The organism is Citrobacter sp. RHBSTW-00524 (assembly GCF_013747755.1).
Classification (GTDB): domain Bacteria; phylum Pseudomonadota; class Gammaproteobacteria; order Enterobacterales; family Enterobacteriaceae; genus Citrobacter; species Citrobacter braakii.
The window spans coordinates 318,903-345,546 of record NZ_CP056421.1 but is presented as its reverse complement, the minus strand read 5'-3'; the positions used below and the strand labels follow the sequence as shown (position 1 = coordinate 345,546).

Here is a 26,644-nt window from a genome sequence, read left to right as displayed (position 1 = left end):
CCTATCTTACTTCAAATCGGCCTGAACCTGGTGCAGCGGTTTTGCCCACGGATTTTTCGCCTGAATATCGGCGGGTAGCGTAGACACTGCACGTTTCGCATCTTCTTTAGACGCATACACGCCTGTTACCAGAACATACCACGGTTGACCGTTACGCGTCGTCTGATACACCACGTAGTTTTTCAGGTTTTCTTTCTTCGCCCAACCGTTAAGGTTGTCGTAGTTAGAAGAACTGCTGAGCTGCAGCGTGTAATGGCTGGACGGCGCAGATTTTAACGCTCCGACATTTCCTGCACTTTTCGCTCCACCAGCAACAGGTGTTGACGTTGTTGCCGTCGCAGTTGGCGCAGGCGTTGTAGTCGCGGTTGCTTTCGGCTCAACGGTCGCCTTCGGCGTAGCGGTAACCACAGGTGCTTTGGTTGTGGTCGTCGGCGCAGTTGCAGTTGGTTTTGCCTGAGCAACAGGTTTCGGCTCTGTCTGCGTCGCTTTCACCGTAGTTTGCGGTTTGCTCTTCGGCTCAATAACGGCCTGTTTACGTTCCTGGTGTGTCGCAGCAGGGCGTTCAGCCGTTTCCGTTTTCGCAGTCTGGCGCACAGCATTACCATTACGAACTGGCGCAACGGTCGCCGGTTCGGTCGGCAGCGTAGAGTTAACCACTACATTGTTAACCTGCTCCTGGCCTTGCGGTTGCGTCAGAGCGTTGTTCAGATCGCCCTGCACTTCAACACGCTGCTGGCCTTCAGTTGCCGCAGGTGTCTGACCTTGAGTTGGGGTAGAGGAAATCGGCGGTAGGGAAACATCCTGCTGGGTATTGCCAGCGGTCTGCTCAGCGCCTGCTGCAGGCGTAGTAGTGCTCGCCTGATCCGTCGCGTTGTTGCCAGAAAGATCGATGCTCTTCTCGCCAGATCCAGCCTGCTCACTGCGAGATGATGAGGGGGCTTTCAGCGCAGAACCGATACCGATGATCAGCAGCAACAGCACCAGGACACCGACACCCATCATCATATACTGACGAGAGGCAGGCTTGCTGGCGGGTTTCTTACGCTTGCGCGGACGGCGTTCTACACGCTCTTCATCCACGTCATCGTCATCAGATTCATACTCTTCTTCAATGTCCCGTTCTTCTTCACGCTCTTTACGTGCGCGCGCAGGACGGCGATCGTCAGCATCCAGATCAACATCATCAAAATTGATTTGCGGCTCATTATCGCGTTCAGACGATTGACGAGAACGACCAGTACGACGATCGCTGGGATCGGGTTTCAGCTCGTCTTCTGGTTTGAATTCATCCATTTAACACCCCACTCAAAGGTTAATGCTTACGACTTTGCACATAACCTGAAGCTAAAAGACCTACGTTTCGCAACGCAAGCCAGACCTTTCTTGTTGTTACGCCGGCTGGCAATCAGCAATAGCGTTAAGAACCACCTCGTGCGACACTCCGCCGCGCACTTCACTCTTCCCTAATGCCAGCGGAAGCACTAAACGAATCTCTCCCGCTAACACTTTTTTATCTCGCAGCATGTGCGGCAGATAAGCCTCGCTGGACATTTCACGCGGTCCATTGACCGGCAAGCCCGCTCGCTGCAGCAGCGTAATGATGCGCTGCGTATCAGCGGAGGTAAACTGTCCAAGGCGTTCTGACGTACGAGCAGCCATTACCATACCTGCTGCAACGGCTTCACCATGTAACCAATTGCCATAACCCATTTCAGCTTCGATCGCATGGCCAAACGTGTGTCCCAGATTCAGTAAAGCACGTAAGCCCATTTCACGCTCGTCCGCTGCGACAACTTCTGCTTTCAGCTCACAACAACGACGAATACAGTACGCCATCGCCGGACCATCCAGACGCAATAACGCATCCAGATTTTCTTCCAGCCAACTGAAAAATTCACCGTCAAGGATGATGCCGTATTTGATCACTTCCGCCAGCCCCGATGCCAGCTCACGCGCAGGAAGCGTTTTCAGACAATCGAGATCCACCACCACGGACGCCGGTTGGTAAAACGCGCCAATCATGTTTTTACCGAGGGGATGGTTTACGGCGGTTTTGCCGCCAACGGAGGAGTCGACCTGCGACAACAGGGTTGTCGGGACTTGAATAAAACGAACACCACGCTGATAGCTGGCTGCCGCAAAACCGGTCAGATCGCCTATCACGCCGCCGCCAAGTGCGACTAACGTGGTATCACGACCGTGCGGTTTTTGCAGTAACGCAGTGAAAACCGTATCCAGAACCGTCAGGCTTTTATACTGCTCGCCATCGGGAAGGATAACGCTATCAACGTTAACACCCGCCTGTTCAAGTACGCCGCGAACCTTATCGAGATAAAGGGGAGCCAGGGTTTCGTTGGTCACCAACATAACCTGATCGCCCGATTTCAGCGGTAAGAATGAAGCTGGCTCATTAAACAAACCAGCCGCGATGGTGATAGGGTAACTACGTTCCCCGAGAGTGACTGTAATCCTCTCCATTACGCGACATCCACCTTAGTTACTTGTACCCGCAGACGAGTGTGTATTCAGCCAGAATTAGTTGCTTTCCAGCATATGAATAATCTGGTTTGCTACGACTTTTGCGCTCTGATCGTCGGTGCGAATGGTCACGTCAGCAATCTCTTCGTACAGAGGATTGCGTTCGTCAGCCAACGCTTCCAGAACTTCACGAGGCGGCGATTCTACCTGCAGCAGCGGGCGTTTCTTGTCACGTTGAGTTCGCGCAAGTTGTTTTTCAATTGTCGTTTCAAGATAGACCACGACGCCACGCGCGGAAAGACGGTTACGTGTTTCACGTGATTTAACAGAGCCACCGCCAGTTGCCAGCACAATACCCTGTTTTTCCGTCAACTCGTTGATGACTTTTTCTTCGCGATCACGGAAGCCGTCTTCACCTTCTACATCGAAGACCCAGCCCACATCAGCTCCGGTTCGTTTCTCAATCTCTTGATCAGAATCGTAAAATTCCATATTGAGTTGTTGAGCTAACTGGCGCCCAATAGTGCTTTTTCCGGCACCCATAGGCCCAACCAGAAAGATATTGCGTTTCTCTGCCATTTTTTCGGTACTACTAAGACTATTCGTTAATGGTAAACCCGCTTCGCAGACACTCAGCGCAGCAGGACATGAACTGAAACCTCATAAGATATTGCGAGAGTCAGACTGAAAATTATCTCAATACTCAAGCGGGTTTGGCAACTGAATAAATCACCAAACCTTACGCATTTCTGGTCGTGGCAGGCATGCTACCCTGCAAACATCAGACCTGGCGACGTATCGCGCAGCCAAATGACACCAAATAAGCCTATGACACACCACCAGAAAGGCAAAGCGTATTTACTGCCGCATAAGTAAAGAAAAGTACCGACACTCAAATCGGTACTCCTTGTATGCTAAATACACCCGCACGTCAAATCTCTGAAACGTGTTCAGTGCAAAAACAACGGCTTTTCATGCATAAGTTATTGCGTTGAAACCAGTCTGGGCGTAATAAAAACCACTAATTCACGCCGTTCGTCTTCTTTACCATCATGACGAAAGAGAGAGCCAAGCCAGGGGATGTCGCCCAACAGCGGCACGCTGTCGGCTGCGGATTTATTCTTATGTGAAAAAATCCCGCCCAGCGCAATCGTCTCGCCGCTTTTTACCTCGACCTGGGTTTCAATCTCCTGCTTATCAATAGCCAGAACTTCGCCATCCGCCTGCTGTAGCACCTGCCCGGGAACATTCTGGCTTATATGCAGTTTCAGTCTGATTCGTCCTTTCTGCAATACGGTGGGCGTGACTTCCATCCCTAATACAGCTTCCTTGAACTCGACGGATGTCGCGCCGCTTTCACCGCTGGAGACCTGATAAGGGATCTCACTACCCTGCTTAATACTGGCAGGTTGCAGGTGAGAAGCCAGTAAGCGTGGACTGGCGATGATGTCCAACTGCTGTTTTTGCTCCAGCGCAGACAGCTCCAGCTCGAGTAAATGACCGTTAATACGGCCAATGTTAAATCCCACACGGGATGTGGCTGTGGGTACAGAAAGATCGCTGGCAAGCGTTGTGACGTTCCCCACCGCCCCCGATTGCTGTGCGTCAGCCAGCGACCACTTCACCCCCAGCTCACGCAAGCTTTTTTCATTAATCGTCACGATATGCGCCGCCAGTTCGACTTGTGCAACCGGCAGATCCATTTGCGCCACCCACGTTTCCAGTGCGTTAAGCGCAACGCTATTATCACGCAGCAGTAAGCGGTTGGTGCGTTTATCCACCGTCATGCTTCCTTTGGCGCTGAGCAGCTTTTCTCCGGCTTTTGCCAGCTCGGAGGCATCAGCATATTGCAAAATGATACTGCGATGTTCCAACGGCAGGCTGGCCTGAAGCCGTGCCTGCTCATTGTCCTGACGAGCCGCATTTTCACTCTGCCATTGAACAGAATGCACATGCAGAATGTTGCCTTCCTGGCGTAATACCAGCCCGGCGCTTTTCACCACCGTTTGCAATGCCTGCTTCCAGGGCACATCCGTCAAATGCAGTGACAGCACACCGCTGACATCCGGTGAAACTACCAGGTTTTTCTTTTCCTGTTCGGCCAGCGCCTGCAATACCTGCACAACCGGCACATCATCGACCACCAGCGTCACGTTTTGTGATTTCGCCGCCAGTACGCTCTGAATCCCGACCACCAGTACGAGTACTATCCATGCCATCCATCGCTTCATTTATCGCTCCTTGTCGTTGCCACTGCCACTGCGACGGCTCGCAGTTTTTCCCTGTGTCGAGGGTTACGCTCTGGGCCGTTATCTGCGTAACCGTCCAACCGTTTTTCAGGACATCATTTCGCTCAACCCGCTGCCATTTTTTCTGGCTATCCTGAACAATGCCAATGGGTCGCGCGCCCTGGCTCAATATTCCCTGATAGCGCCATGCCGACAGCTCAGCAATTTGGCAACGGTCCTCCGGCGGCAGGAAGGGATTACGCATACCGGTGAGTATCAGTACGCTTACGCACGCCAACAGCCAGCGTTCAACCATCATTCAGGCGCTCCAGTTGTAGTGTTAACAGCAGCTCCGCACCTTCTGCGTAAAGAGAAAACCGGCTGACGTTCATCCCTTGCTCCGCCAATTGGTCAAACATCGGCGGGATGACATCCCAGCCTGGCTTCAGCGTCATTTCTCCGCCCTGTGCGGAGGGTTGCCAGTGGATAAGATGTGCAAGAGGAGTCTGAAACAGCAGTGGAGAGAACGGAATCAGCGTCTCTTCAGGCTCTTCTGGCGATGCCACCAGCAGATATAAATTTCGCCATTGTGCCTGAATGGCCGCTCGTTGCTGATTTAGCGCCTCTTGTTGCATAACTCGTTTCTGCGCGGTGGAGCTGAGGCATAACATGACGACGATGAGCAGTCCCAGCATCCAGCCACCGCCGCAGATGAGCCGAAAGCGCGGCGACTGCGCTAACCAGCTATCACAAAGCGTTTTCATGCACACCGCTCCGCATCAGTCGATAGTGGAATTGCCAGCGTCCCTGCGCATCCTGCTGCGTTTCGCCAGGGCTACCCAATTTAAATAGCGGCAGCTGGCGTAATTGCGCTTCCAGCGCCTTCAGCGCGGCAAAGCTCAGCGTGTTTCCCGTCAGTTCCAGTGTCTCCTGCTGCCAGGTTATTTTTGTTAACCACGCCTGCTCTGGCAGTAATTCCGCCAGCCCTTGCAAAACCCGCTGCCAGCTTCGGGTCTGCTCCCGCTGTTTGTTCCGCGCTTGAACCTGTTGCCATCGTTGCTGGCGCAGCTGCACACGCGGCTTTAGCGCCATTAAAGCCTCGGCCCGCGTCTTTTCGGCATCCGCTAACAACAATTCGACCTGGTTTTCTACGCTCAAAACGCTGTAATAGCGCAACAACACGCCGCTACTAAGCAGTAGCGAAGCGCCAAATAAAACACTCCAGAAGCGTAGGCAGGCGCGACGTCGCGTCTGGCGCCAGGGCAGAAGATTGATGGTCGCTATCATCAACATGTGCCTCCCATAGCGAGTCCCAGTGCAATGGTGAAGCGATGGCTTTGCGTTGGAATTGGCGGCTGGCGTACGGACACCACGCTTAGAGGATCGAAGCCGCTGGGATCGCATAGCGCAATGGCTGTCGTGGAAAGCGATAATGTCGCGGCAAGCTCGTCGATACAGCCAATATCGCCCGTTGATTTACGCCCCCATGCCGAACGGGTCGCCCATAGCCACTGGGTGTCATCACGCCATACCAGACACTGATGACGTTCTGGCAGGTAAGGTATAAATCGCTGTAACGCGCTGGCATCCGGCGTAATCGCCGTAACCTGTACCTTCAACGTTTGGATAAGCGTCAGAAGCGCTGAAATCTCTTTGCTTTGCGCGGCAGTGACGTTAAACGCCGGGCTTAACGTGTCTTCGCTATAATCAAAATGCAGCGCATCCGGCGCCATATCCAGCTCACGCGCCATCGAACCGGATAACCATGCGGCTTGCTCCGGCTCGCGCAGCATCATTTCCGGACGAGGGTACTTTTTTTGTAACGTCCTGTTGGCAGGAAAAGAGAGATGAATATGGTGTCGGCGAGGAAGCTCCCGGCTCCACGGCAGTAGCGCTGCGACAAGCTGTTCAGGCTCGCGAATGTGGCCATCGACGATAACCTGAGGCGTCAGCGGTATACGCCACCAGCGCTGGAGAAACCAACCGGATGCGTCGTGAACTACGGCGACAGCCAGCGCTTCATGTTGCTGAATATGCAGACCAATTTTCCAGATATTGAAAGCCATTGCTGATGATCTCCTTATCACCCGTTGCTTTAACGGGTATATCAATGCGTCTGGCTTGCCTTTATACTACCGCGCGTTTGTTTATAAACTGCCCAAATGCCACTAAATGGGAAATCTCCAGTGAAGTTCGTAAAGTATTTATTAATCCTTGCAGTATGTTGCATCCTGCTGGGAGCAGGCTCGATTTATGGCCTCTATCGCTATATTGAGCCGCAATTACCTGACGTCGCGACGCTCAAAGATGTGCGTTTACAGATCCCGATGCAGGTTTACAGCGCTGATGGCGAGCTGATCGCGCAATATGGCGAGAAACGTCGAATCCCGGTCACCCTGGATCAAATGCCGCCGGTAATGGTTAAAGCCTTTATCGCTACCGAAGACAGTCGCTTTTATGAGCACCACGGGGTAGACCCGGTGGGGATCTTCCGTGCTGCCAGCGTCGCGCTGTTCTCCGGCCATGCATCACAAGGGGCCAGCACCATCACCCAACAGTTGGCGAGAAACTTCTTCCTGAGCCCGGAACGTACGCTGATGCGTAAGATCAAAGAAGTGTTCCTGGCGATCCGCATTGAACAACTGCTGAGTAAAGATGAGATCCTCGAACTGTATCTGAACAAGATTTACCTGGGGTATCGCGCTTATGGCGTAGGTGCTGCCGCGCAGGTCTATTTCGGTAAGACGGTTGATCAGCTCAGCTTAAGTGAAATTGCGGTGATTGCCGGTCTGCCAAAAGCGCCGTCAACCTTCAACCCCCTCTATTCGATGGAAAGGGCAACCGCGCGACGTAACGTCGTACTGTCGCGTATGTTGAGCGAAAACTACATCACGCAGGCCCAGTACGATCAGGCGCGCGGAGAAGCCATTGACGCCAACTACCACGCGCCGGAAATCGCCTTCTCCGCGCCGTATCTCTCTGAGATGGTGCGCCAGGAGATGTATAACCGTTATGGCGAGAAAGCCTATGAGGACGGGTATCGCATCACCACCACCATTACGCGCAAAGTACAGCAGGCGGCTCAGCAGGCAGTACGTAACAACGTGATGGATTACGACATGCGCCATGGTTACCGCGGCCCGTCGAACGTGCTGTGGAAAGTGGGCGAAAGCAGTTGGGACAGCAAGAAAATCACCGATACGCTGAAAGCGCTACCGACTTATGGTCCCCTGCTACCGGCGGTTGTTACCAGCGCCAATCCGCAGGAAGCCATTGCCGCGCTGGCGGATGGTACGTCAGTGTCATTACGGATGGATGGCATGCGCTGGGCGCGTCCTTACCGCTCGGATACCCAGCAAGGCCCGACGCCGCGCAAAGTGACTGATGTGGTGCAAACCGGGCAGCAAATCTGGGTACGCCAGGTTGGCGATGCCTGGTGGCTGGCGCAAGTACCGGACGTCAACTCCGCACTGGTCTCCATCAATCCGCAAAACGGCGCGGTGCTGGCGCTGGTCGGTGGTTTTGACTTCAACCAGAGCAAGTTTAACCGTGCAACCCAGGCGTTACGCCAGGTGGGTTCCAACATCAAACCATTCCTGTATACCGCCGCGATGGATAAAGGTCTGACGCTGGCGAGCATGCTCAACGACGTGCCGATCTCCCGCTGGGATGCCGGCGCGGGTTCCGACTGGCAGCCGAAGAACTCACCGCCGCAATACGCCGGTCCTATCCGCTTACGTCAGGGGCTGGGTCAGTCGAAAAACGTGGTGATGGTACGCGCCATGCGCGCGATGGGCGTGGATTACGCGGCAGAGTATCTGCAACGTTTCGGCTTCCCGGCACAGAACATTGTGCACACCGAGTCGCTGGCACTGGGTTCTGCCTCGTTCACGCCGTTGCAGGTGGCGCGCGGTTATGCAGTGATGTCTAACGGCGGCTTCCTGGTCGATCCGTATTTCATCAGTAAAATCGAAAGCGATATAGGCGGCGTTATCTTCGAGGCGAAGCCGAAAATTGCCTGTCCGGAATGCGATATTCCGGTGATTTATGGTGATACCCAGAAATCTAACGTGCTGGAAAACAGTAACGTCGAAGATGTCGCCGTCTCGCAGGAACAGCAGAATGCCGCCGTGCCTATGCCTCAGCTTGAGCAGGCAAACCAGGCGCTGGTCGCGCAAAGCGGAACGCAGGAGTACGCTCCACATGTGATCAACACGCCGCTGGCCTTCCTGATTAAAAGCGCTCTGAACACCAATATCTTTGGTGAGCCGGGCTGGATGGGAACCGGTTGGCGTGCAGGTCGCGATTTACAGCGCCATGATATCGGCGGGAAAACCGGGACCACCAACAGCTCTAAAGATGCATGGTTCTCCGGCTACGGGCCAGGCGTGGTGACGTCGGTATGGATCGGGTTTGATGACCATCGCCGCAATCTCGGACACACGACGGCTTCTGGGGCGATCAAAGACCAGATCTCCGGCTACGAAGGCGGCGCAAAGAGCGCACAGCCTGCCTGGGATGCCTATATGAAGTCCGTGCTGGAAGGCGTGCCTGAGCAGCCGCTGACGCCGCCGCCGGGTATCGTGACGGTCAATATCGATCGCAGCACCGGTCAACTGGCAAGCGGTGGCAACAGCCGCGCAGAATACTTCATTGAAGGCACTCAGCCGACGCAACAGGCGGTGCATGAGGTGGGGACGACCATTATTGATAATGGTGAGACGCACGAACTGTTCTGATCCCTGACCGATCAAAAAAAGGCGCTTCGGCGCCTTTTTTATTATTCGTGAAGAGAAATTAAAGCCGCCCTTGTCCTTTCAGCCATTCGCGCACGAGGAACAGCGCACTCACATTACGCGCTTCGTGAAAATCAGGATCTTCCAGCAGGTCCATCATATGCGCCAGCGGCCAGCGCACCTGCGGTAATGGTTCAGGCTCATCACCTTCCAGCGATTCAGGATATAAGTCCTCCGCCACCACGATGTTCATCTTGCTGGAGAAATAGGACGGCGCCATGCTGAGTTTCTTTAAAAACGTCAGATCTTTTGCGCCAAACCCCACCTCTTCTTTCAGCTCCCGATTCGCCGCTTCGTACACGCTTTCGCCAGGATCGATTAACCCCTTGGAAAAACCCAATTCGTAAGATTCGGTCCCGACCGCGTATTCGCGGATGAGGATCAGGTGGTCGTCCACAATCGGCACAATCATTACCGCTTCACGCGTGGACGGGCGCATACGTTCATAAACGCGGCGTACGCCATTGCTGAACTCAAGGTCCACGCTTTCGACTTTAAACAGCCGGGATTGGGCGACGGTTTCCACTTTCAAAATCGTGGGTTTCTGTAATGATTTGCTCATTGTGAGGATCTTTGCTGTGAAATCTGGGGTTATTGTGCGATATACCGCACGGTTTCGGCAATGTGAATTGCCGTTTATTTACATTTATGTAACGTACTAAAAGTTAATCCCTATTTCAAATTAAAAGTCAATAGGTTGAAATAACTCCAGGAATTTGCTGATATTCCATTTTTAGTGATTTTGCTATGATTCGCATTTACTGGGCTGTACTTAAAGATGCTCAAGTTCGACTCCACACTTGCCGATAGCCAACCACAGAATCACGAATATTGAACAGGGTGCGACTGACCACGCCTGACAGACTAAGTAAGATGGGGAAAGCATGAGCACCATTCTGATTTTTTTAGCTGCTTTGCTGGCCTGCTCATTGCTTGCAGGATGGCTACTCAGAACGAAATCCAGACGGAAAAATTTACCCTTGAGCAACGTCTTCTCAGACGCCTCGAAGCGTAAACTCACGCCTGAAGAGCGCAGTGCAGTCGAAAACTATCTCGAAAGCCTTAGTCAAATTCAGCAGGTACCTGGTCCAACGGGCGCCAGCTCCGCGCCGGTGTCATTAACGCTGAATGCCCAAAGTAATAGCGTCATCGTGCTTACGCACGCGATTACACGTTACGGCATTACTACCGACGATCCTAACAAATGGCGTTACTATCTTGATTCCGTTGAGGTACATCTTCCCCCTTTCTGGGAACAATACATCAATGACGAAAACAGCGTTGAGCTAATCCACACCAATACGATACCGCTGGTTATCTCCCTGAACGGCCATACGCTGCAGGAATATATGCAGGAAGCGCGTGGCTATGCGTTACAGCACACCGCCTCTACCCAGGCGTCCATTCGCGGTGAAGAAAGCGAGCAGATTGAACTGCTGAATATTCGCCAGGAAACCCATGAAGAATATGCGCTCAGCCGCCCGTCGGGATTGCGCGAGGCGTTACTGATTGCCGCATCGTTCCTGCTGTTCTTTTTCTGTTTGATAATCCCGGATACGTTTGTTCCGTGGACAGTTGGTGGCGCGGTGCTGCTACTGGCTGCGGGTCTGTGGGGGCTGTTTGCCCCACCGTCTAAAACCGCCCTGCGGGAAATTCATTGTCTGCGCGGTACGCCGCGTCGCTGGGGGCTGTTTGGCGAAAACGACCAGGAACAAATTAATAATATCTCGCTAGGTATTATTGATCTGATTTATCCACCGCACTGGCAGCCTTACATCGCACAAGATCTTGGCCAGCAAACGGATATTGATATTTATCTCGATCGCCACGTTGTACGCCAGGGGCGTTTTTTATCGCTGCATGACGAAGTCAAAAACTTCCCGTTACAGCACTGGCTGCGCAACGCCGTCATCGCGGGCGGCTCGTTGCTGGTGCTGCTGATGCTACTGTTTTGGATCCCGCTGGATATGCCGATAAAGCTTACGCTTTCCTGGATGAAGGGCGCACAAACTATCGAAGCCACCAGCGTTAAACAGCTTGAAAACGCGGGCGTTCGCGTGGGTGACACGCTGCATCTGAGCGGTACGGGTATGTGTAACATTCATACCCAAGGGAGCTGGAATGCGCAGCCTTCCGCGCCGTTTATGCCTTTCGATTGCACGCAAATTATCTGGAATGACGCGCGCGCATTACCGCTGCCTGAGTCCGATCTGGTGAATAAAGCCACCGCGCTCACGCAGGCGGTGAACCGCCAACTGCACCCCAAAGCGGATGATGACTCTCGCGTCAGCGCATCGTTACGCTCGGCAATTCAAAAATCCGGAATGGTGTTACTGGACGATTTTGGCGAGATTGTCCTGAAAACGGCCGATCTGTGCGCGGCCAAAGATGAATGTGTACGTTTAAAAAATGCACTGGTTAACCTTGGTAACAGTAAAGACTGGACAGCGCTGGTGAAACGGGCGAACGCAGGCAAACTGGATGGTGTGAACGTGCTGCTGCGTCCGGTAAGCGCGGAGTCGTTGGATAATCTGGTGAATACCTCTACGGCGCCGTTTATTTCACGCGAGACTGCGCGAGCGGCCCAGACGCTGAATAGCCCAGCCCCTGGCGGTTTCCTGATTATCAGCGACGAAGGCAGCGATCTGGTCGATCAGCCGTGGCCGACAACCTCGCTATATGACTATCCCCCACAGGAACAGTGGAACGCCTTCCAGCGCCTGGCGCAGATGCTGATGCAGACGCCGTTTCGCGCGGAGGGGATCGTCACCAATATTTCGACCGACGCCAATGGCACCCAGCACATTGGCCTGCACCGTATCCCGGATCGTTCAGGATTATGGCGCTACCTTGGCACGACGCTGCTGATGCTCTCCATGCTCGGATGCGCTGTCTACAACAGCATACAGGCTTTCAGACGCTACCAGCGTCACCGCTCCCGCATCACGGAAATTCAGAGCTACTACGAAAGTTGCCTGAATCCAACGCTGATTGACAACCCGGAAAGCCTGATTCGATAACACGCTCGCGCGACAGGATATGCTACCCTGTCGCGCATCATGTTTTCTTCTGGGGAGTTTCCATGCAGATCAATATTGCCTGGCAGGATGTCGATACCGTGTTGTTAGATATGGACGGCACGCTGCTCGACCTGGCATTCGATAACTATTTCTGGCAAAAACTGGTGCCGGAAACCTATGGCGCGAAACAGGGTATCTCTCCCCAGGAAGCCCAGGACTATATTCGTCAGCAGTATCATGCCGTGCAGCATACGCTAAACTGGTACTGCCTGGATTACTGGAGCGAATGCCTGGATCTTGATATTTGCGCCATGACAACGGAACAGGGACCGCGCGCCGTTTTGCGTGAAGATACCGTACCGTTTCTTGATGCCTTAAAAGCCAGCGGCAAGCGCCGTATTTTGCTCACCAACGCGCATCCCCATAACCTGGCGGTGAAGCTGGAGCATACCGGTCTGGCCTCACACCTTGATTTATTACTTTCCACCCACACATTTGGTTATCCCAAAGAGGATCAGCGGTTATGGCACGCTGTGGCTGAAGAAACGGGAATGAGTGCAGAGAAGACGCTGTTTATTGACGACAGCGAACCCATTCTCGACGCCGCTGCTCTGTACGGTATTCGTTACTGCCTCGGCGTGACCAATCCCGACTCAGGCATCGCGGAAAAACAGTACGCGCGCCATCCGTCACTGAATGACTACCGCCGACTGATCCCCTCACTGATGTGAAGGAGACGCCATGAAAGAAAAGCCCTCTGCTGAAGTCAGGCTGGATAAATGGCTGTGGGCTGCGCGCTTTTACAAAACGCGTGCGCTAGCCCGCGAAATGGTTGAAGGCGGTAAGGTGCATTACAACGGCCAGCGCAGCAAACCGAGCAAGATTGTCGAGCTGAACGCCACCCTCACCCTGCGCCAGGGAAATGACGAGCGAACGGTCATTATCAAGGCTATTACCGAGCAGCGTCGCCCGGCCACGGAAGCCGTTACGCTGTATGAAGAAACCGCGGAAAGCGTAGAAAAACGCGAAAAAGTGGCGCTGGCGCGTAAACTTAACGCGTTAACCATGCCGCACCCGGACAGGCGACCGGACAAGAAAGAGCGCCGCGACCTGTTACGATTTAAACATGGCGACAGCGAGTGACTGTCACCTGCAAGAGAGATGATTATGCCGCAACATGACCAATTACATCGTTATCTGTTTGAAAACTTTGCCGTGCGCGGCGAGCTGGTGACCGTTTCGGAAACCCTGCAACAGATCCTCGAAAATCATACTTACCCGCAGCCGGTCAAGAACGTGCTGGCTGAACTGCTGGTCGCCACCAGCCTGCTCACCGCCACGCTGAAGTTTGCCGGTGATATCACCGTACAGCTGCAGGGCGATGGTCCGCTGAGCCTGGCCGTCATTAACGGCAACAACAATCAGCAGATGCGCGGCGTGGCCCGTATGCAGGGCGATATCCCTGAAGGCGCTGATCTCAAAACGCTGGTAGGCAACGGCTACCTGGTGATCACCATTACCCCAGAAGAAGGCGAGCGCTATCAGGGCGTGGTTGGTCTGGAAGGCGACACGCTGGCCGCCTGTCTGGAAGATTACTTCATGCGTTCTGAACAGTTGCCGACACGTCTGTTTATCCGTACTGGCGACATCGATGGCAAACCCGCTGCTGGCGGGATGCTTCTGCAGGTAATGCCGGCGCAAAACGCGCAGGCAGATGATTTCGATCACCTGACAGCCCTGACCGAAACCATCAAAACCGAAGAGCTGTTAACGCTCCCGGCCAACGAAGTGCTGTGGCGCTTGTACCACGAAGAAGAGGTTACTCTCTACGATCCGCAGGACGTTGAGTTCAAATGCACCTGTTCACGCGAACGCTGCGCAGGCGCACTGAAAACGCTGCCGGACGAAGAAGTGGACAGCATTCTGGCGGAAGAAGGCGAGATCGATATGCACTGCGATTACTGCGGGAGCCACTATCTGTTTAATGCCATGGACATTGCTGAGATCCGCAGCAACGCTTCCCCGGCGGACCCGCAGGTACATTAATCACCACTGCCTATCCGGCCCACTATCGTCGACCGGATAGGCGTTCGCACCGCCATCCATCAAAACGCTATCTGCAACACGCTCACTCGTTGTAATAATTCATCGGCAATCGGGTGCCATCAATGGTGATATCACGCCAAACTCTGGGGGCTGAATTCAGTTGATGATTCGCCACCGCCTGCAGCAGTTTATCCTTATTGAATCCTGCAGGTAGCTGACCTGATGCGATGAGTTCCCATTTATCCTCTTTCCTGGCAAAGACCAGACTCTCACCATCGCCAAAAGCATACAGCACCTGCTCAGGCTTACCATCAGCATTGAGGTCCTGATCGACCAGGACGCATGCATCCTGCTCAACGCAGGATGTAATGCGGTAGCTCTGCCCTTTGACAAACGCCCAGAAGGTCTCATCGGGTTGCCTGCTACCCGGAGCGATCATCACTTTCGGCGCTAGTTGAGTGATAGTCAGGTTCTGCATGGGATCGCGACGTCCTTGCAGCAGAGAATTTAAGTCGCGCCGACGCTTACTGTCTTGGTTAAACGCCGCATCTTTTTGTAATGCCTCCAACGCCGCACGTCCCGGTTTTCCGCTATTACCCAACATATACAGGCTGACCTGATCCGGCTTAATTTTGCCGCTGTGATACAGCCCCATATGGCTGTTGACACTGATGCGCCAGGCATCAATAACCGGCGACGACAGCAAAATCAACAGCCCCAACGCCAGCAACGACACGCAAAGAATCACCTTCCCCTGAAGCTCAAGCGAATTGCGCCCACGGCGTAAAATACTCGCCAGATAGCCAAACGACCAGAGCAGCAGCACACAGACCACCAGCACACCATATAAACGCTCGGGCGTCCAACCGTACTGTTGAATTCGCACCCACAGTGACCAACCGGCAATCAGCATATAGATGGGCGCGACAACCAGGGCGCATTTGATCAGGTAGCGTAACGCGGCTGGATAGGGAAGCGCCTCTTTCTGCGGCTCGCGAACGATAGCCATCAACAGCAGCAGGAGCAGCGCCAGCGTTGACATCAACCCGGCCGCAGACACCCGCTGCGAGATAGCCTCCAGGCCGGTGAAGGGCAAGGTCAGTACAAACATCAGCGCCAGCAGCGCGACCAGGGGTAACAGACCGGTGGCGATCAAAGTCAGTAACTTTTGGACCGCCGCAACCAGACGCGACTGCGTGCGGGTCAGTACCACCGCCAGTGCGGTAACCAGGCCAAAGGCCACGTAGCCAAACCAGTCGGTATCAAAGAAAAGCGTGTCGAAGAAGGTAATACCAACGAGCTTAAACATCTCGCTCCATAGCAGGAGCACCATCCAGAACAGACCGTTGGCGACAAAGACAATCAGTAACGTCAGCGCATTAAGCCACAAACTAGCATAAAACTGCGCATAGCGGGCCTGCTGGCGGGATGCGTGGAGCGAGTACTGAATCCATGGCAATGCCAGCATCGCCATCAGCAGTAAGCGCCAGCCGTACAAAATAAAAATATCATTTTGCCGCCACTTATCGCTGCCCTCGACTTGCCACTTTAGCCAGACGCTCATCGCCAGCACGACAACAAAGATCAGCGCCATCCAGTACCACAGCGCACGTTGTTTGAAAGAGACAACGGTGAGTAAAAGCGCCGAGGAGAGAGCAATTGTCGCGGGCATGCCATAGAACAGCCAGCCGTCATTATGCGGCACCAGATATGTCATCAGCAGGTAGCACAATATCCCCTGTAACAGGCCGATAGATATCATGCCCCAGCGAGTAGTACGTGAAAGTTCAACACTATCCATGTCGTCACCCAGAATGAAGAGAAAAGGTAATTATCGCATCAACTTCACAATTTTGAGCATTGATAGGCCGATCCCGGACCACTGCGACGGGAAGTGAATCGATATTGTTTATGTATGAGTTACGTTATTTTCTTACGTGAATGCGATTACACTCACAAGTTTCCCGCCAAAAACACTCTCTATTAACGTTTTAAGAACATTTTCCACAACAAAAAAGGGTTTCCTGCCATAATATCCGCCTCTTTGTGACAGGAGTCGCAGCGCATTCGGTTATCCGTGATTTTCCCGGATGCGTAAATCTATGAGCCTTGTCGCGGTTAGCAATCCCTAAAAAACCTTACTATTCCAGGTAATACATATTGGCTAAGGAGCAGTGAAATGCGTGTGAACAACAGTTTAACCCCGCAAGATCTCAAGGCTTATGGTATCAATGACGTTCAGGATATCGTTTACAATCCAGACTACGACACGCTTTTCCAGGAAGAACTTGATCCAAACCTGGAAGGTTATGAGCGTGGCGTGTTAACAAACCTGGGCGCCGTTGCCGTTGATACCGGTATCTTTACCGGACGTTCGCCAAAGGATAAGTATATTGTCCGTGACGACACCACGCGCGACACGCTCTGGTGGTCCGACAAAGGTAAAGGTAAGAACGACAACAAACCGCTCTCCCCGGAAACCTGGCAGCATCTGAAAGGATTAGTCACCCAGCAGCTTTCCGGCAAGCGTCTGTTTATCATTGATGCATTCTGCGGCGCTAACGCCGATACCCGCCTTTCCGTACGCTTCATTACCGAAGTAGCCTGGCAGGCGCATTTTGTTAAAAACATGTTCATCCGCCCAAGCGACGAAGAGCTGGTTGATTTCAAACCTGATTTCATCGTGATGAACGGCGCTAAATGCACTAACCCGCAGTGGAAAGAGCAGGGTCTGAACTCCGAAAACTTCGTGGCTTTCAATCTGACTGAGCGTATCCAGTTGATTGGTGGCACCTGGTACGGCGGCGAAATGAAGAAAGGTATGTTCTCCGTAATGAACTACCTGCTGCCGCTGAAAGGCATTGCCTCCATGCACTGCTCGGCAAACGTCGGGGAAAAAGGTGATGTGGCAGTCTTCTTTGGCCTGTCCGGTACGGGTAAAACAACGCTGTCCACCGATCCGAAACGCCGCCTGATTGGCGATGACGAACACGGCTGGGATGACGACGGCGTGTTTAACTTTGAAGGCGGTTGCTACGCGAAGACCATCAAACTGTCTAAAGATGCCGAGCCGGAAATCTACAACGCAATCCGTCGTGACGCGCTGCTGGAAAACGTCACCGTGCGCGCAGATGGTTCCATCGACTTCGACGACGGTTCCAAAACCGAAAACACCCGCGTGTCCTACCCGATTTATCACATCGATAACATCGTTAAGCCGGTGTCAAAAGCGGGTCACGCCACCAAAGTGATCTTCCTGACCGCCGACGCGTTTGGCGTGCTGCCGCCGGTCTCTCGTCTGACGGCAGACCAAACCCAGTACCACTTCCTGTCTGGCTTCACCGCCAAACTGGCCGGTACCGAACGTGGCGTCACCGAACCAACCCCAACCTTCTCAGCCTGCTTTGGCGCAGCATTCCTGTCACTGCACCCAACGCAGTACGCAGAAGTACTGGTGAAACGTATGCAGGCGGCAGGTGCGCAGGCATATCTGGTTAACACCGGCTGGAACGGTACCGGCAAGCGTATCTCTATCAAAGATACTCGCGCGATTATCGACGCTATCCTGAACGGTTCGCTGGATGACGCAGAAACGTTCCGTCTGCCGATGTTTGACCTGGCTATCCCAACCGAGCTGCCTGGCGTAGATACTCGCATTCTCGATCCGCGTAATACCTATGCTTCTCCGGAGCAGTGGCAGGAAAAAGCCAACGCACTGGCGAAACTGTTTATCGAGAACTTCGAGAAATACACCGATACCCCTGCGGGTGAAGCGCTGGTTAGCGCCGGACCGAAGCTGTAACGAAGAGTGCCGGATGGCGGTTTCGCCTTATCCGGCCTACAGCAACAAAAAGGGAGGCATTTCGCCTCCCTTTCTTATGCGTCTTTCGTGATGCCCTGCGCGCGAGTGAAGGGAACCGGAAGCCAGGCGCGGATCGACAACCCTCCTCGTTCACTGGTGCCAATTTCCAGCATACCGTTATGGTTATCGATAATACGCTGCACAATCGCCAGACCCAGGCCCGTGCCGCTGGTACTACGCGCGCTGTCGCCGCGGACAAACGGCTGGAACAGGTGTTTACGCTGCTCCGGCTTGATGCCCGGACCATCATCTTCTACCTGGAACCAGGCGCGATGCGTCTCCGTACCGCTGCTGACCTTAATCCAGCCGTTGCCGTAACGGGCGGCGTTAACCACCATATTGGCAACCGCACGCTTGATCGACAGCGGGTGCATTTTCACCTGAATGCTACCCGGCAGCAGCGCAGTTTCGATTTCACGTTCATAGCCGCTTTCCGCTGCGACCACTTCGCCTAACACCGAGTTCAGATCCGCCATCTCCATCGGCATCTCCTGACCGGTACGCAGATAATCGATGAACTGCTCGATAATGGCATTACACTCTTCGATGTCCTTATTGATGGATTCCGCGAGATAACCATCCTCTTCGCCCATCATTTCGGTCGCCAGACGAATACGCGTCAGCGGAGTACGTAAATCGTGGCTCACGCCCGCCATTAACAGCGTACGGTCATCGGCCAGCTGCTTCACCCCCGCGGCCATATGGTTAAAGGCACGGGTAACAGAGCGCACCTCTGAAGCGCCATACTCACGCAACGGCGGCGGAATGATACCTTTCCCCACCTGCAGCGCTGCATGTTCAAGATCCACCAGCGGTCGGTTCTGGATACGGATAAACAGCCACGCGCCACCGATAGCCAACAGCATAATCGCCAGCGTGTAGCGGAACAGCGGTGAGAAATCGCCCTGATGGATCTCCGTCAGCGGCACGCGTACCCAGATATTGGGCGACAGCCAGGTTTTCAGCCATACGACCGGCGAGCTTTTGTTCACCTCAACGCGGACTTCCGTCGGACCGCCCAGCTGCTGCGCCATCTGATGGCTTAAGAATTCATAGTGTTGCGCCCAACGCAGTCCAGCTTCTTCAGCGGCCTCGTTGGAATAGAGGGAAATACCCAGCTCACGATAAATTTCCCGGCGGAATGCGGGCGGCACCACCAGTTGCGTACCGTCCTCCAGCTGCAGTTTATCGGTCATCAGCATACGAACTTCGTAGGCCAGGACCTTATTAAACTGCTGGAGGCTCGGCAGTATCGCGAAGTTCAGCACTACCAGGTAAGTCGTCACCAGGCTGGCAAACAGCAAGGTGACGATGAGCAATAACGTGCGGGCAAACGAACTTCGTGGCGAGAAGCGCATTCGCCTCATGCTTTAGAACCGTCCGGAACAAAGACGTAGCCGAGACCCCACACGGTCTGAATGTAGCGCGGATGCGCCGGGTCCTCTTCCACCATACGACGCAGGCGAGAAATCTGGACATCGATAGAACGCTCCATCGCCGAATATTCACGACCACGGGCCAGGTTCATCAGCTTGTCGCGGGACAGCGGCTCGCGCGGGTGGCTTACCAGCGCTTTCAGTACTGCAAATTCCCCGCTGGTGAGCGGCATTGGCTCATCTTCACGGAACATTTCACGCGTACCGAGGTTCAGTTTAAACTTACCAAAAGCAATGACCGCTTCTTCCTGAGAAGGCGCGCCCGGCAGTTCGTTCGCCTGACGACGCAGTACAGCGCGAATACGCGCCAGCAGTTCTCGCGGGTTAAACGGTTTCGGAATGTAATCGTCAGCGCCGATTTCCAGCCCAACGATACGATCGACTTCTTCACCCTTCGCCGTGACCATAATGATCGGCATCGGGTTGCTTTGACTGCGCAGGCGACGGCAAATAGACAGGCCATCTTCTCCCGGCAGCATTAAATCCAGCACCATCAGGTGAAAGGACTCACGGGTCAGCAGACGATCCATCTGCTCAGCGTTAGCGACGCTTCGAACCTGGAAGCCCTGCTCGGTCAGATAACGCTCCAGAAGCGCACGCAAGCGCATGTCGTCATCGACCACCAGAATCTTATAGTTCTCTTGCATTGTTATTACTCCCAAAGGTTCGCAACAATTAAGTGTATATTCTTAAGAAAGCTAACGTGAGTCACCAGCGAATTCTGGTATGAATTCCAGGCTAAATTGTTACAAAGCATATTAAACAGCAGCTTAAGTATACAATGTTTCTCGCAATACATTATTTATTCTGTTGATATGCTCGCGTAATACTAATTGTGCGCATCATCACAGAGTCGAAGGTAAAACAATAAGATGAAAACGCCCCTGATAACCCGCGAAGGGTATGAAAAACTCAAACAAGAGCTGAATTACCTCTGGCGTGAAGAGCGCCCGGAAGTCACTAAAAAGGTTACCTGGGCCGCAAGTCTGGGTGACCGCAGCGAAAATGCCGACTACCAGTATAATAAAAAGCGTCTGCGTGAGATCGACCGCCGTGTCCGTTATTTGACCAAGTGTATGGAGAATTTGAAAATCGTCGATTACTCCCCGCAGCAAGAGGGCAAAGTCTTCTTTGGCGCGTGGGTCGAGATTGAAAATGACGATGGCGACATCCGTAAATTCCGTATTGTCGGCTACGATGAGATCTTCGGTCGTAAAGATTACATTTCTATCGACTCACCGATGGCGCGGGCGCTGCTGAAAAAAGAGGTCGGCGATCTCGCGATAGTCAACACCCCTGGTGGTGAAGCCAGCTGGTACGTGAACGAAATTGAATACGTTAAGTGAGACCGGAACAATCCGAAGCCCCGGTAGATGACTGGCATTTTTGCCAGTCAATCCGTATAACTATCCCCTGATTTTTTATCCTATAGACGAAGCTATCCATGATGAATGATTCTTTCTGCCGCATTATCGCAGGTGAAATTCAGGCTCGTGCTGAACAGGTAGAAGCTGCCGTTCGCCTGCTTGACGAAGGGAACACCGTGCCGTTTATCGCACGTTATCGTAAGGAAATCACCGGCGGTCTGGACGATACGCAACTGCGTAATCTGGAGACCCGTCTGGGATATCTGCGTGAACTGGAAGACCGCCGTCAGGCAATCCTGAAATCTATCGGCGAGCAAGGCAAACTGACCGACGGTTTGGCGAACGCGATCAACGGCACGTTAAGTAAGACCGAACTCGAAGATCTCTATCTGCCGTACAAACCTAAGCGCCGCACCCGTGGGCAGATAGCCATTGAGGCCGGACTGGAGCCGCTGGCAGATCTGCTGTGGAACGAACCGTCCCATGACCCGGAAACCGAAGCTGCAAAATATCTCAACGCCGAAAACGGCGTGGCCGATACCAAAGCCGCCCTCGATGGCGCACGCTACATTCTGATGGAGCGCTTCGCCGAAGACGCTGCGCTGCTGGCAAAAGTGCGTGATTATTTGTGGAAAAACGCCCATCTGGTTGCCGCCGTGGTTAGTGGCAAAGAAGAGGAAGGCGCTAAGTTCCGCGATTACTTCGATCACCACGAACCTATTTCTACCGTTCCATCCCACCGTGCGCTGGCCATGTTCCGTGGTCGTAACGAAGGCGTGTTGCAGCTTTCACTAAATGCCGATCCGCAATTCGATGAGCCGCCAAAAGAGAGCCACGGCGAGCAGATTATCCAGGATCACCTGGGACTGCGCCTGAACAACGCCCCCGCTGACAGCTGGCGTAAAGGCGTTGTTAGCTGGACGTGGCGCATCAAAGTGCTGATGCACCTTGAAACTGAGCTGATGGGTACCGTGCGTGAACGTGCGGAAGATGAAGCGATCAACGTCTTTGCCCGTAACCTGCATGACCTGCTGATGGCCGCCCCGGCCGGGCTGCGCGCCACAATGGGTCTCGATCCGGGTCTGCGTACCGGTGTAAAAGTGGCGGTGGTTGACGGTACCGGCAAGCTGGTCGCGACCGACACTATTTATCCGCATACCGGCCAGGCAGCCAAAGCCGCCGTTGCCGTGGCGGCGTTGTGTGAAAAATACAACGTTGAGCTGGTCGCGATTGGTAACGGTACGGCGTCGCGCGAAACCGAGCGTTTCTTCCTCGACGTGCAGAAACAATTCCCGAAAGTGACCGCACAGAAGGTGATCGTCAGCGAAGCCGGGGCATCGGTTTACTCTGCTTCCGAGCTGGCGGCGCTGGAGTTCCCGGATCTCGATGTTTCGCTGCGTGGCGCGGTGTCTATCGCCCGTCGTTTGCAGGATCCGTTGGCGGAGCTGGTGAAAATCGATCCGAAATCTATCGGCGTGGGCCAGTATCAGCACGATGTAAGCCAGACGCAGCTGGCGCGCAAGCTGGATGCAGTGGTGGAAGACTGCGTGAACGCCGTCGGCGTCGATCTGAATACCGCCTCCGTGCCGCTGCTGACCCGCGTTGCTGGCCTGACGCGCATGATGGCGCAAAACATCGTCGCCTGGCGCGATGAGAACGGTCAGTTTCAGAACCGTCAGCAACTGCTAAAAGTTAGCCGCCTGGGGCCAAAAGCCTTTGAACAGTGCGCGGGCTTCCTGCGTATCAACCATGGCGATAACCCACTGGATGCTTCTACCGTTCACCCGGAAGCTTATCCGATTGTGGAACGCATTCTGGCCGCAACCGAGCAATCGCTGCGTGACCTGATGGGCAACAGCAACGAACTACGCAATCTGAAAGCAGCCGATTTTACCGACGAACGCTTCGGGGTGCCGACCGTCACCGACATCATCAAAGAGCTGGAAAAACCGGGCCGCGACCCGCGTCCTGAATTTAAAACCGCGCAGTTTGCTGATGGCGTAGAAACCATGAACGATCTGCTGCCGGGAATGATTCTGGAAGGGGCAGTCACTAACGTCACGAACTTCGGCGCGTTTGTTGATATTGGCGTTCATCAGGATGGTCTGGTGCATATCTCTTCATTGTCGAATAAGTTCGTCGAAGATCCACACACCGTGGTGAAAGCGGGCGACATTGTGAAAGTGAAAGTGCTGGAAGTTGACCTGCAACGTAAGCGTATCGCACTGACCATGCGTCTGGACGAGCAGCCGGGTGAAACCAATGCGCGTCGCGGCGGCGGGAATAACGATCGCACTCAAAGCAATCGCCCGGCGCCAAAAGCCGCGAAACCTCGTGGTCGTGACGCACAGCCTGCGGGTAACAGCGCCATGATGGATGCGCTGGCGGCGGCAATGGGTAAAAAACGCTAGTGTGACTTTTGTGCCGGATGGGGGGTAACCTCCTTATCCGGCTAACTTGTCGCAATTAATTTGTAAGCCGGATAACACGCGTGAGCGTCGCCATCCGGCATATTTAGTCTCTTTCCCGCTTTCTACCGCCATATATTTATCACTTCATTAACAGATGAAACCTTAATTAAACATTAAGATCCTCACTAATTATTTCCGCGAATCATTCGTTCCCAACCAGAATAAATATTGAGGAATATCAAAATTGGCGCAAATTATTATCCAATTGTACATTCCGTCACATTTATTCTATTGATGATAGAAACCATTCTCATTATCATTGATCTGTTGATTATTTACTCTTTCCTTACGTTGGCTAATCATCTGGCCTCATGCCGCCTTGTCGCCCCATGAGGTAATCATCCAGTTAGCGAGATATAAGTAGGTCCCTATGCAATTCACTCCTGACAGTGCGTGGAAAATTACCGGTTTTGCCCGTGAAATCAGCCCGGCTTATCGTCAGAAACTGTTGTCACTTGGCATGCTACCCGGCTCCTCTTTCAACGTGGTACGCGTCGCCCCACTCGGCGATCCTATCCATATCGAAACGCGTCGCGTAAGTCTGGTATTGCGTAAGAAAGATCTGGCGTTATTAGAAGTGGAAGCGGTTTCCTGTTAATACAGTGAGTCTATAAAAATGAAAAAACTAACCATTGGTTTAATTGGCAATCCTAATTCCGGCAAGACTACTTTATTCAACCAGCTTACCGGCGCACGCCAGCGTGTAGGCAACTGGGCTGGCGTTACCGTTGAGCGTAAAGAAGGTCATTTCGCAACGACGGACCACCAGGTCACGCTGGTTGATTTACCCGGCACCTATTCTCTGACGACAATCTCATCCCAGACCTCTCTCGATGAGCAGATCGCCTGTCACTATATTTTAAGCGGCGACGCGGATCTCTTGATCAACGTGGTCGATGCTTCAAACCTTGAACGCAACCTCTACCTGACGTTGCAACTGCTTGAGCTGGGCATCCCCTGCATCGTCGCGTTGAATATGCTGGATATTGCCGAGAAGCAGCAAATCCGTATTGATATCGATGCCCTCTCCGCTCGCCTTGGCTGCCCGGTGGTTCCGCTGGTATCCACCCGCGCCCGCGGCATTGAAGCGCTGAAACTGGCGATCGATCGCTACAAAGAAAACGACACCGTCGAGCTGGTTCATTATGCCCAACCGCTGCTGCAGGAAGCGGATTCCCTCGCCGATGCGATGGCCAAAGATATGCCGTTAAAACAGCGCCGCTGGCTGGGCCTGCAGATGCTGGAAGGCGATATCTACAGCCGGGCCTACGCGGGGGATGCCGCGCAAAACCTTGATGCCGCCATTGCACGTCTGAGCGAGACAATGGACGATCCGGCACTGCATATCGCCGATGCGCGCTATCAGTGCATTGCAGCTATCTGCGATACCGTCAGCAACACCCTGACGGCAGAGCCAAGCCGCTTCACCACCGCAGTAGATAAAATCGTCCTCAACCGCTTCCTCGGGCTGCCGATTTTCCTGTTCGTGATGTACCTGATGTTCCTGCTCGCCATCAACATTGGCGGCGCGCTGCAACCGTTGTTTGACGTCGGCTCCGTAGCGCTCTTTATCCATGGGATTCAGTGGGTTGGCTACACGCTGCACTTCCCGGACTGGCTCACTATCTTTTTGGCGCAAGGTCTTGGCGGCGGGATTAACACCGTGCTGCCACTGGTACCGCAAATCGGCATGATGTACCTGTTCCTCTCCTTCCTTGAAGACTCCGGTTACATGGCGCGCGCCGCGTTTGTAATGGACCGTCTGATGCAGGCGCTGGGACTGCCGGGCAAATCGTTTGTCCCGCTGATCGTCGGCTTTGGCTGTAACGTACCGTCAGTGATGGGCGCACGTACGCTGGACGCCCCGCGTGAACGTCTGATGACTATCATGATGGCACCGTTTATGTCCTGTGGCGCTCGCCTGGCGATTTTCGCCGTCTTTGCCGCAGCGTTCTTTGGTCAGAACGGTGCGCTGGCGGTCTTCTCACTGTACGTACTGGGTATCGTTATGGCGGTGTTGACCGGTCTGATGCTCAAACACACCATCATGCGTGGCGAAGCAACGCCGTTCGTGATGGAGCTGCCGGTGTACCACGTGCCGCACATTAAGAGTCTGATTATTCAGACCTGGCAACGCCTGAAAGGCTTCGTTCTGCGTGCGGGTAAAGTCATCATCATCGTCAGCATTTTCCTCAGCGCGTTTAACAGTTTCTCGCTGAGCGGAAAAATCGTCGACAACATCAACGACTCTGCTCTGGCTTCCGTCAGCCGCGTAATCACGCCGGTCTTCAAGCCGATTGGCGTTCACGAAGATAACTGGCAGGCAACCGTAGGTCTGTTCACCGGCGCGATGGCGAAAGAAGTGGTTGTCGGTACGCTGAACACGCTCTATACCGCAGAAAACATTCAGGAAGAAGAGTTCAACCCGGCAGATTTCCACCTCGGTGACGAGCTGCTCGGCGCGGTAGATGAGACCTGGCAAAGCCTGAAAGACACCTTCAGCCTGAGCGTACTGGCTAACCCTATTGAAGCCAGCAAGGGCGACGGTGAAATGGCTACGGGTGCAATGGGCGTGATGGGCGAAAAATTTGGCAGCGCTGCTGCCGCTTACAGCTACCTGATTTTCGTGCTGCTGTATGTACCGTGTATTTCGGTAATGGGCGCTATTGCACGTGAATCCAGCCGTGGCTGGATGGGCTTCTCGATTCTGTGGGGCCTGAACATCGCCTACTCTCTGTCGACGCTGTTTTATCAGGCGGTCAGCTACAAAGAGCACCCGACCTACAGCCTGGTGTGCATTTTAGCTGTCATCCTGTTTAACATTGTGTTGCTGGGCCTGCTGCGTCGAGCTCGCAGTCGCGTGGATCTCGCACTGCTGGCGACCAACAGGACGGCAAGCTCCTGCTGTTCCAGCACCACTGGCGACTGCCACTAAGGTTA

The 26,644-nt window shown here is 53.7% G+C and carries 22 protein-coding genes; 10 read left to right on the top strand and 12 right to left on the bottom strand.

The genetic code is table 11. The features are described from left to right. Nucleotides 1-6: 6 nt before the first annotated feature. The 8 genes from damX to HV229_RS01515 all read right to left on the bottom strand — a co-directional run bounded on the left by damX (nt 7) and on the right by HV229_RS01515 (nt 6,772). Nucleotides 7-1,293, bottom strand: a complete 1,287-nt coding sequence (gene damX / locus HV229_RS01550) for a cell division protein DamX (RefSeq protein WP_181546767.1) — start codon at nt 1,291-1,293, stop codon at nt 7-9. A 96-nt stretch (nt 1,294-1,389) separates the two neighbouring features. Then, entirely contained in the window at nt 1,390-2,478 is a 1,089-nt protein-coding gene (aroB, locus tag HV229_RS01545; RefSeq protein ID WP_016154788.1) for a 3-dehydroquinate synthase, read from the bottom strand. 57 nt (nt 2,479-2,535) lie between these two features. After that, nucleotides 2,536-3,057, bottom strand: coding sequence for a shikimate kinase AroK (aroK, locus tag HV229_RS01540; protein WP_003023552.1), 522 nt, complete (start codon nt 3,055-3,057; stop codon nt 2,536-2,538). A gap of 404 nt (nt 3,058-3,461) precedes the next feature. Beyond that, nucleotides 3,462-4,709 carry a DNA uptake porin HofQ gene (hofQ, locus tag HV229_RS01535; protein WP_029139733.1) on the bottom strand — a complete coding sequence of 416 codons (1,248 nt, stop codon included), beginning with the start codon at nt 4,707-4,709 and terminating at the stop codon, nt 3,462-3,464. Further along, a complete protein-coding gene (locus HV229_RS01530) occupies nt 4,612-5,025 on the bottom strand; it encodes a HofP DNA utilization family protein (protein WP_016154790.1) in 414 nt (137 codons plus the stop codon). The genes hofQ and HV229_RS01530 overlap by 98 nt, the downstream gene beginning before the upstream one ends. After that, on the bottom strand, nt 5,015-5,470 hold the full coding sequence (locus HV229_RS01525; RefSeq protein WP_075848119.1) for a hypothetical protein: 456 nt from the start codon (nt 5,468-5,470) through the stop codon (nt 5,015-5,017). Before HV229_RS01525 ends, HV229_RS01530 begins: the two co-directional genes overlap by 11 nt. Next, a complete protein-coding gene (locus HV229_RS01520; protein WP_181547681.1) occupies nt 5,454-5,993 on the bottom strand; it encodes a PilN domain-containing protein in 540 nt (179 codons plus the stop codon). Before HV229_RS01520 ends, HV229_RS01525 begins: the two co-directional genes overlap by 17 nt. After that, complete coding sequence (locus HV229_RS01515) at nt 5,993-6,772, bottom strand: hypothetical protein (protein ID WP_016157634.1); 780 nt, start codon at nt 6,770-6,772, stop codon at nt 5,993-5,995. Before HV229_RS01515 ends, HV229_RS01520 begins: the two co-directional genes overlap by 1 nt. A 120-nt stretch (nt 6,773-6,892) precedes the next feature. Between HV229_RS01515 and mrcA the strand changes: the two genes are divergently transcribed. Continuing rightward, complete coding sequence (mrcA, locus tag HV229_RS01510) at nt 6,893-9,445, top strand: peptidoglycan glycosyltransferase/peptidoglycan DD-transpeptidase MrcA (RefSeq protein ID WP_181546765.1); 2,553 nt, start codon at nt 6,893-6,895, stop codon at nt 9,443-9,445. 58 nt (nt 9,446-9,503) lie between these two features. On the opposite strand, the gene nudE is transcribed toward mrcA, so the two are convergent. After that, a complete protein-coding gene (gene nudE, locus HV229_RS01505) occupies nt 9,504-10,064 on the bottom strand; it encodes an ADP compounds hydrolase NudE (RefSeq protein WP_016157636.1) in 561 nt (186 codons plus the stop codon). Nucleotides 10,065-10,386: 322 nt separating this feature from the next. On the opposite strand from nudE, the gene igaA reads away from it, so the two are divergent. The 4 genes from igaA (at nt 10,387) to hslO (ending at nt 14,568) form a co-directional block, all read left to right on the top strand. Then, on the top strand, nt 10,387-12,522 hold the full coding sequence (gene igaA / locus HV229_RS01500; RefSeq protein WP_181546763.1) for an intracellular growth attenuator protein IgaA: 2,136 nt from the start codon (nt 10,387-10,389) through the stop codon (nt 12,520-12,522). A gap of 62 nt (nt 12,523-12,584) precedes the next feature. Beyond that, entirely contained in the window at nt 12,585-13,253 is a 669-nt protein-coding gene (gene yrfG / locus HV229_RS01495; RefSeq protein ID WP_016157638.1) for a GMP/IMP nucleotidase, read from the top strand. A 10-nt stretch (nt 13,254-13,263) separates the two neighbouring features. Further along, nucleotides 13,264-13,665, top strand: coding sequence for a ribosome-associated heat shock protein Hsp15 (hslR, locus tag HV229_RS01490; protein ID WP_016157639.1), 402 nt, complete (start codon nt 13,264-13,266; stop codon nt 13,663-13,665). A 24-nt stretch (nt 13,666-13,689) separates the two neighbouring features. After that, on the top strand, nt 13,690-14,568 hold the full coding sequence (gene hslO / locus HV229_RS01485) for an Hsp33 family molecular chaperone HslO (RefSeq protein ID WP_053388958.1): 879 nt from the start codon (nt 13,690-13,692) through the stop codon (nt 14,566-14,568). 82 nt (nt 14,569-14,650) lie between these two features. Here the strand turns inward: hslO and HV229_RS01480 are convergent, their stop codons facing one another. Continuing rightward, the gene (locus HV229_RS01480) at nt 14,651-16,369 is read right to left on the bottom strand and encodes a DUF4153 domain-containing protein (protein ID WP_181546761.1); all 1,719 of its coding nucleotides are present in this window, start codon (nt 16,367-16,369) and stop codon (nt 14,651-14,653) included. Between the two features lie 378 nt (nt 16,370-16,747). Between HV229_RS01480 and pckA the strand changes: the two genes are divergently transcribed. Then, nucleotides 16,748-18,370: a phosphoenolpyruvate carboxykinase (ATP) gene (gene pckA / locus HV229_RS01475; RefSeq protein WP_016154801.1), complete on the top strand. Its 1,623-nt coding sequence runs from the start codon at nt 16,748-16,750 to the stop codon at nt 18,368-18,370. Nucleotides 18,371-18,444: 74 nt separating this feature from the next. On the opposite strand, the gene envZ is transcribed toward pckA, so the two are convergent. After that, complete coding sequence (gene envZ / locus HV229_RS01470; protein WP_029139732.1) at nt 18,445-19,797, bottom strand: two-component system sensor histidine kinase EnvZ; 1,353 nt, start codon at nt 19,795-19,797, stop codon at nt 18,445-18,447. After that, nucleotides 19,794-20,513 (bottom strand): two-component system response regulator OmpR, encoded by a 720-nt coding sequence (ompR, locus tag HV229_RS01465; protein ID WP_001157751.1) that lies wholly within the window; start codon nt 20,511-20,513, stop codon nt 19,794-19,796. Before ompR ends, envZ begins: the two co-directional genes overlap by 4 nt. A gap of 225 nt (nt 20,514-20,738) precedes the next feature. Between ompR and greB the strand changes: the two genes are divergently transcribed. The 4 genes from greB (at nt 20,739) to feoB (ending at nt 26,639) form a co-directional block, all read left to right on the top strand. After that, nucleotides 20,739-21,212, top strand: a complete 474-nt coding sequence (gene greB, locus HV229_RS01460) for a transcription elongation factor GreB (RefSeq protein ID WP_016154802.1) — start codon at nt 20,739-20,741, stop codon at nt 21,210-21,212. Nucleotides 21,213-21,310: 98 nt separating this feature from the next. Next, nucleotides 21,311-23,644, top strand: a complete 2,334-nt coding sequence (locus tag HV229_RS01455; protein WP_181546759.1) for a Tex family protein — start codon at nt 21,311-21,313, stop codon at nt 23,642-23,644. 430 nt (nt 23,645-24,074) lie between these two features. Beyond that, nucleotides 24,075-24,302: a ferrous iron transporter A gene (gene feoA / locus HV229_RS01450; protein WP_003023519.1), complete on the top strand. Its 228-nt coding sequence runs from the start codon at nt 24,075-24,077 to the stop codon at nt 24,300-24,302. Between the two features lie 18 nt (nt 24,303-24,320). After that, complete coding sequence (feoB, locus tag HV229_RS01445; RefSeq protein WP_047358168.1) at nt 24,321-26,639, top strand: Fe(2+) transporter permease subunit FeoB; 2,319 nt, start codon at nt 24,321-24,323, stop codon at nt 26,637-26,639. The last annotated feature ends 5 nt before the right edge of the window (nt 26,640-26,644 follow it).

Coding starts and splice junctions, on each gene's coding strand:
- damX (WP_181546767.1), bottom strand. CDS start 1,293: ATGGATGAATTCAAACCAGAAGACGAGCTGAAACCCGATCCCAGCGAT.
- aroB (WP_016154788.1), bottom strand. CDS start 2,478: ATGGAGAGGATTACAGTCACTCTCGGGGAACGTAGTTACCCTATCACC.
- aroK (WP_003023552.1), bottom strand. CDS start 3,057: ATGGCAGAGAAACGCAATATCTTTCTGGTTGGGCCTATGGGTGCCGGA.
- hofQ (WP_029139733.1), bottom strand. CDS start 4,709: ATGAAGCGATGGATGGCATGGATAGTACTCGTACTGGTGGTCGGGATT.
- HV229_RS01530 (WP_016154790.1), bottom strand. CDS start 5,025: ATGATGGTTGAACGCTGGCTGTTGGCGTGCGTAAGCGTACTGATACTC.
- HV229_RS01525 (WP_075848119.1), bottom strand. CDS start 5,470: ATGAAAACGCTTTGTGATAGCTGGTTAGCGCAGTCGCCGCGCTTTCGG.
- HV229_RS01520 (WP_181547681.1), bottom strand. CDS start 5,993: ATGATAGCGACCATCAATCTTCTGCCCTGGCGCCAGACGCGACGTCGC.
- HV229_RS01515 (WP_016157634.1), bottom strand. CDS start 6,772: ATGGCTTTCAATATCTGGAAAATTGGTCTGCATATTCAGCAACATGAA.
- nudE (WP_016157636.1), bottom strand. CDS start 10,064: ATGAGCAAATCATTACAGAAACCCACGATTTTGAAAGTGGAAACCGTC.
- igaA (WP_181546763.1), top strand. CDS start 10,387: ATGAGCACCATTCTGATTTTTTTAGCTGCTTTGCTGGCCTGCTCATTG.
- yrfG (WP_016157638.1), top strand. CDS start 12,585: ATGCAGATCAATATTGCCTGGCAGGATGTCGATACCGTGTTGTTAGAT.
- hslR (WP_016157639.1), top strand. CDS start 13,264: ATGAAAGAAAAGCCCTCTGCTGAAGTCAGGCTGGATAAATGGCTGTGG.
- hslO (WP_053388958.1), top strand. CDS start 13,690: ATGCCGCAACATGACCAATTACATCGTTATCTGTTTGAAAACTTTGCC.
- HV229_RS01480 (WP_181546761.1), bottom strand. CDS start 16,369: ATGGATAGTGTTGAACTTTCACGTACTACTCGCTGGGGCATGATATCT.
- pckA (WP_016154801.1), top strand. CDS start 16,748: ATGCGTGTGAACAACAGTTTAACCCCGCAAGATCTCAAGGCTTATGGT.
- envZ (WP_029139732.1), bottom strand. CDS start 19,797: ATGAGGCGAATGCGCTTCTCGCCACGAAGTTCGTTTGCCCGCACGTTA.
- ompR (WP_001157751.1), bottom strand. CDS start 20,513: ATGCAAGAGAACTATAAGATTCTGGTGGTCGATGACGACATGCGCTTG.
- greB (WP_016154802.1), top strand. CDS start 20,739: ATGAAAACGCCCCTGATAACCCGCGAAGGGTATGAAAAACTCAAACAA.
- HV229_RS01455 (WP_181546759.1), top strand. CDS start 21,311: ATGATGAATGATTCTTTCTGCCGCATTATCGCAGGTGAAATTCAGGCT.
- feoA (WP_003023519.1), top strand. CDS start 24,075: ATGCAATTCACTCCTGACAGTGCGTGGAAAATTACCGGTTTTGCCCGT.
- feoB (WP_047358168.1), top strand. CDS start 24,321: ATGAAAAAACTAACCATTGGTTTAATTGGCAATCCTAATTCCGGCAAG.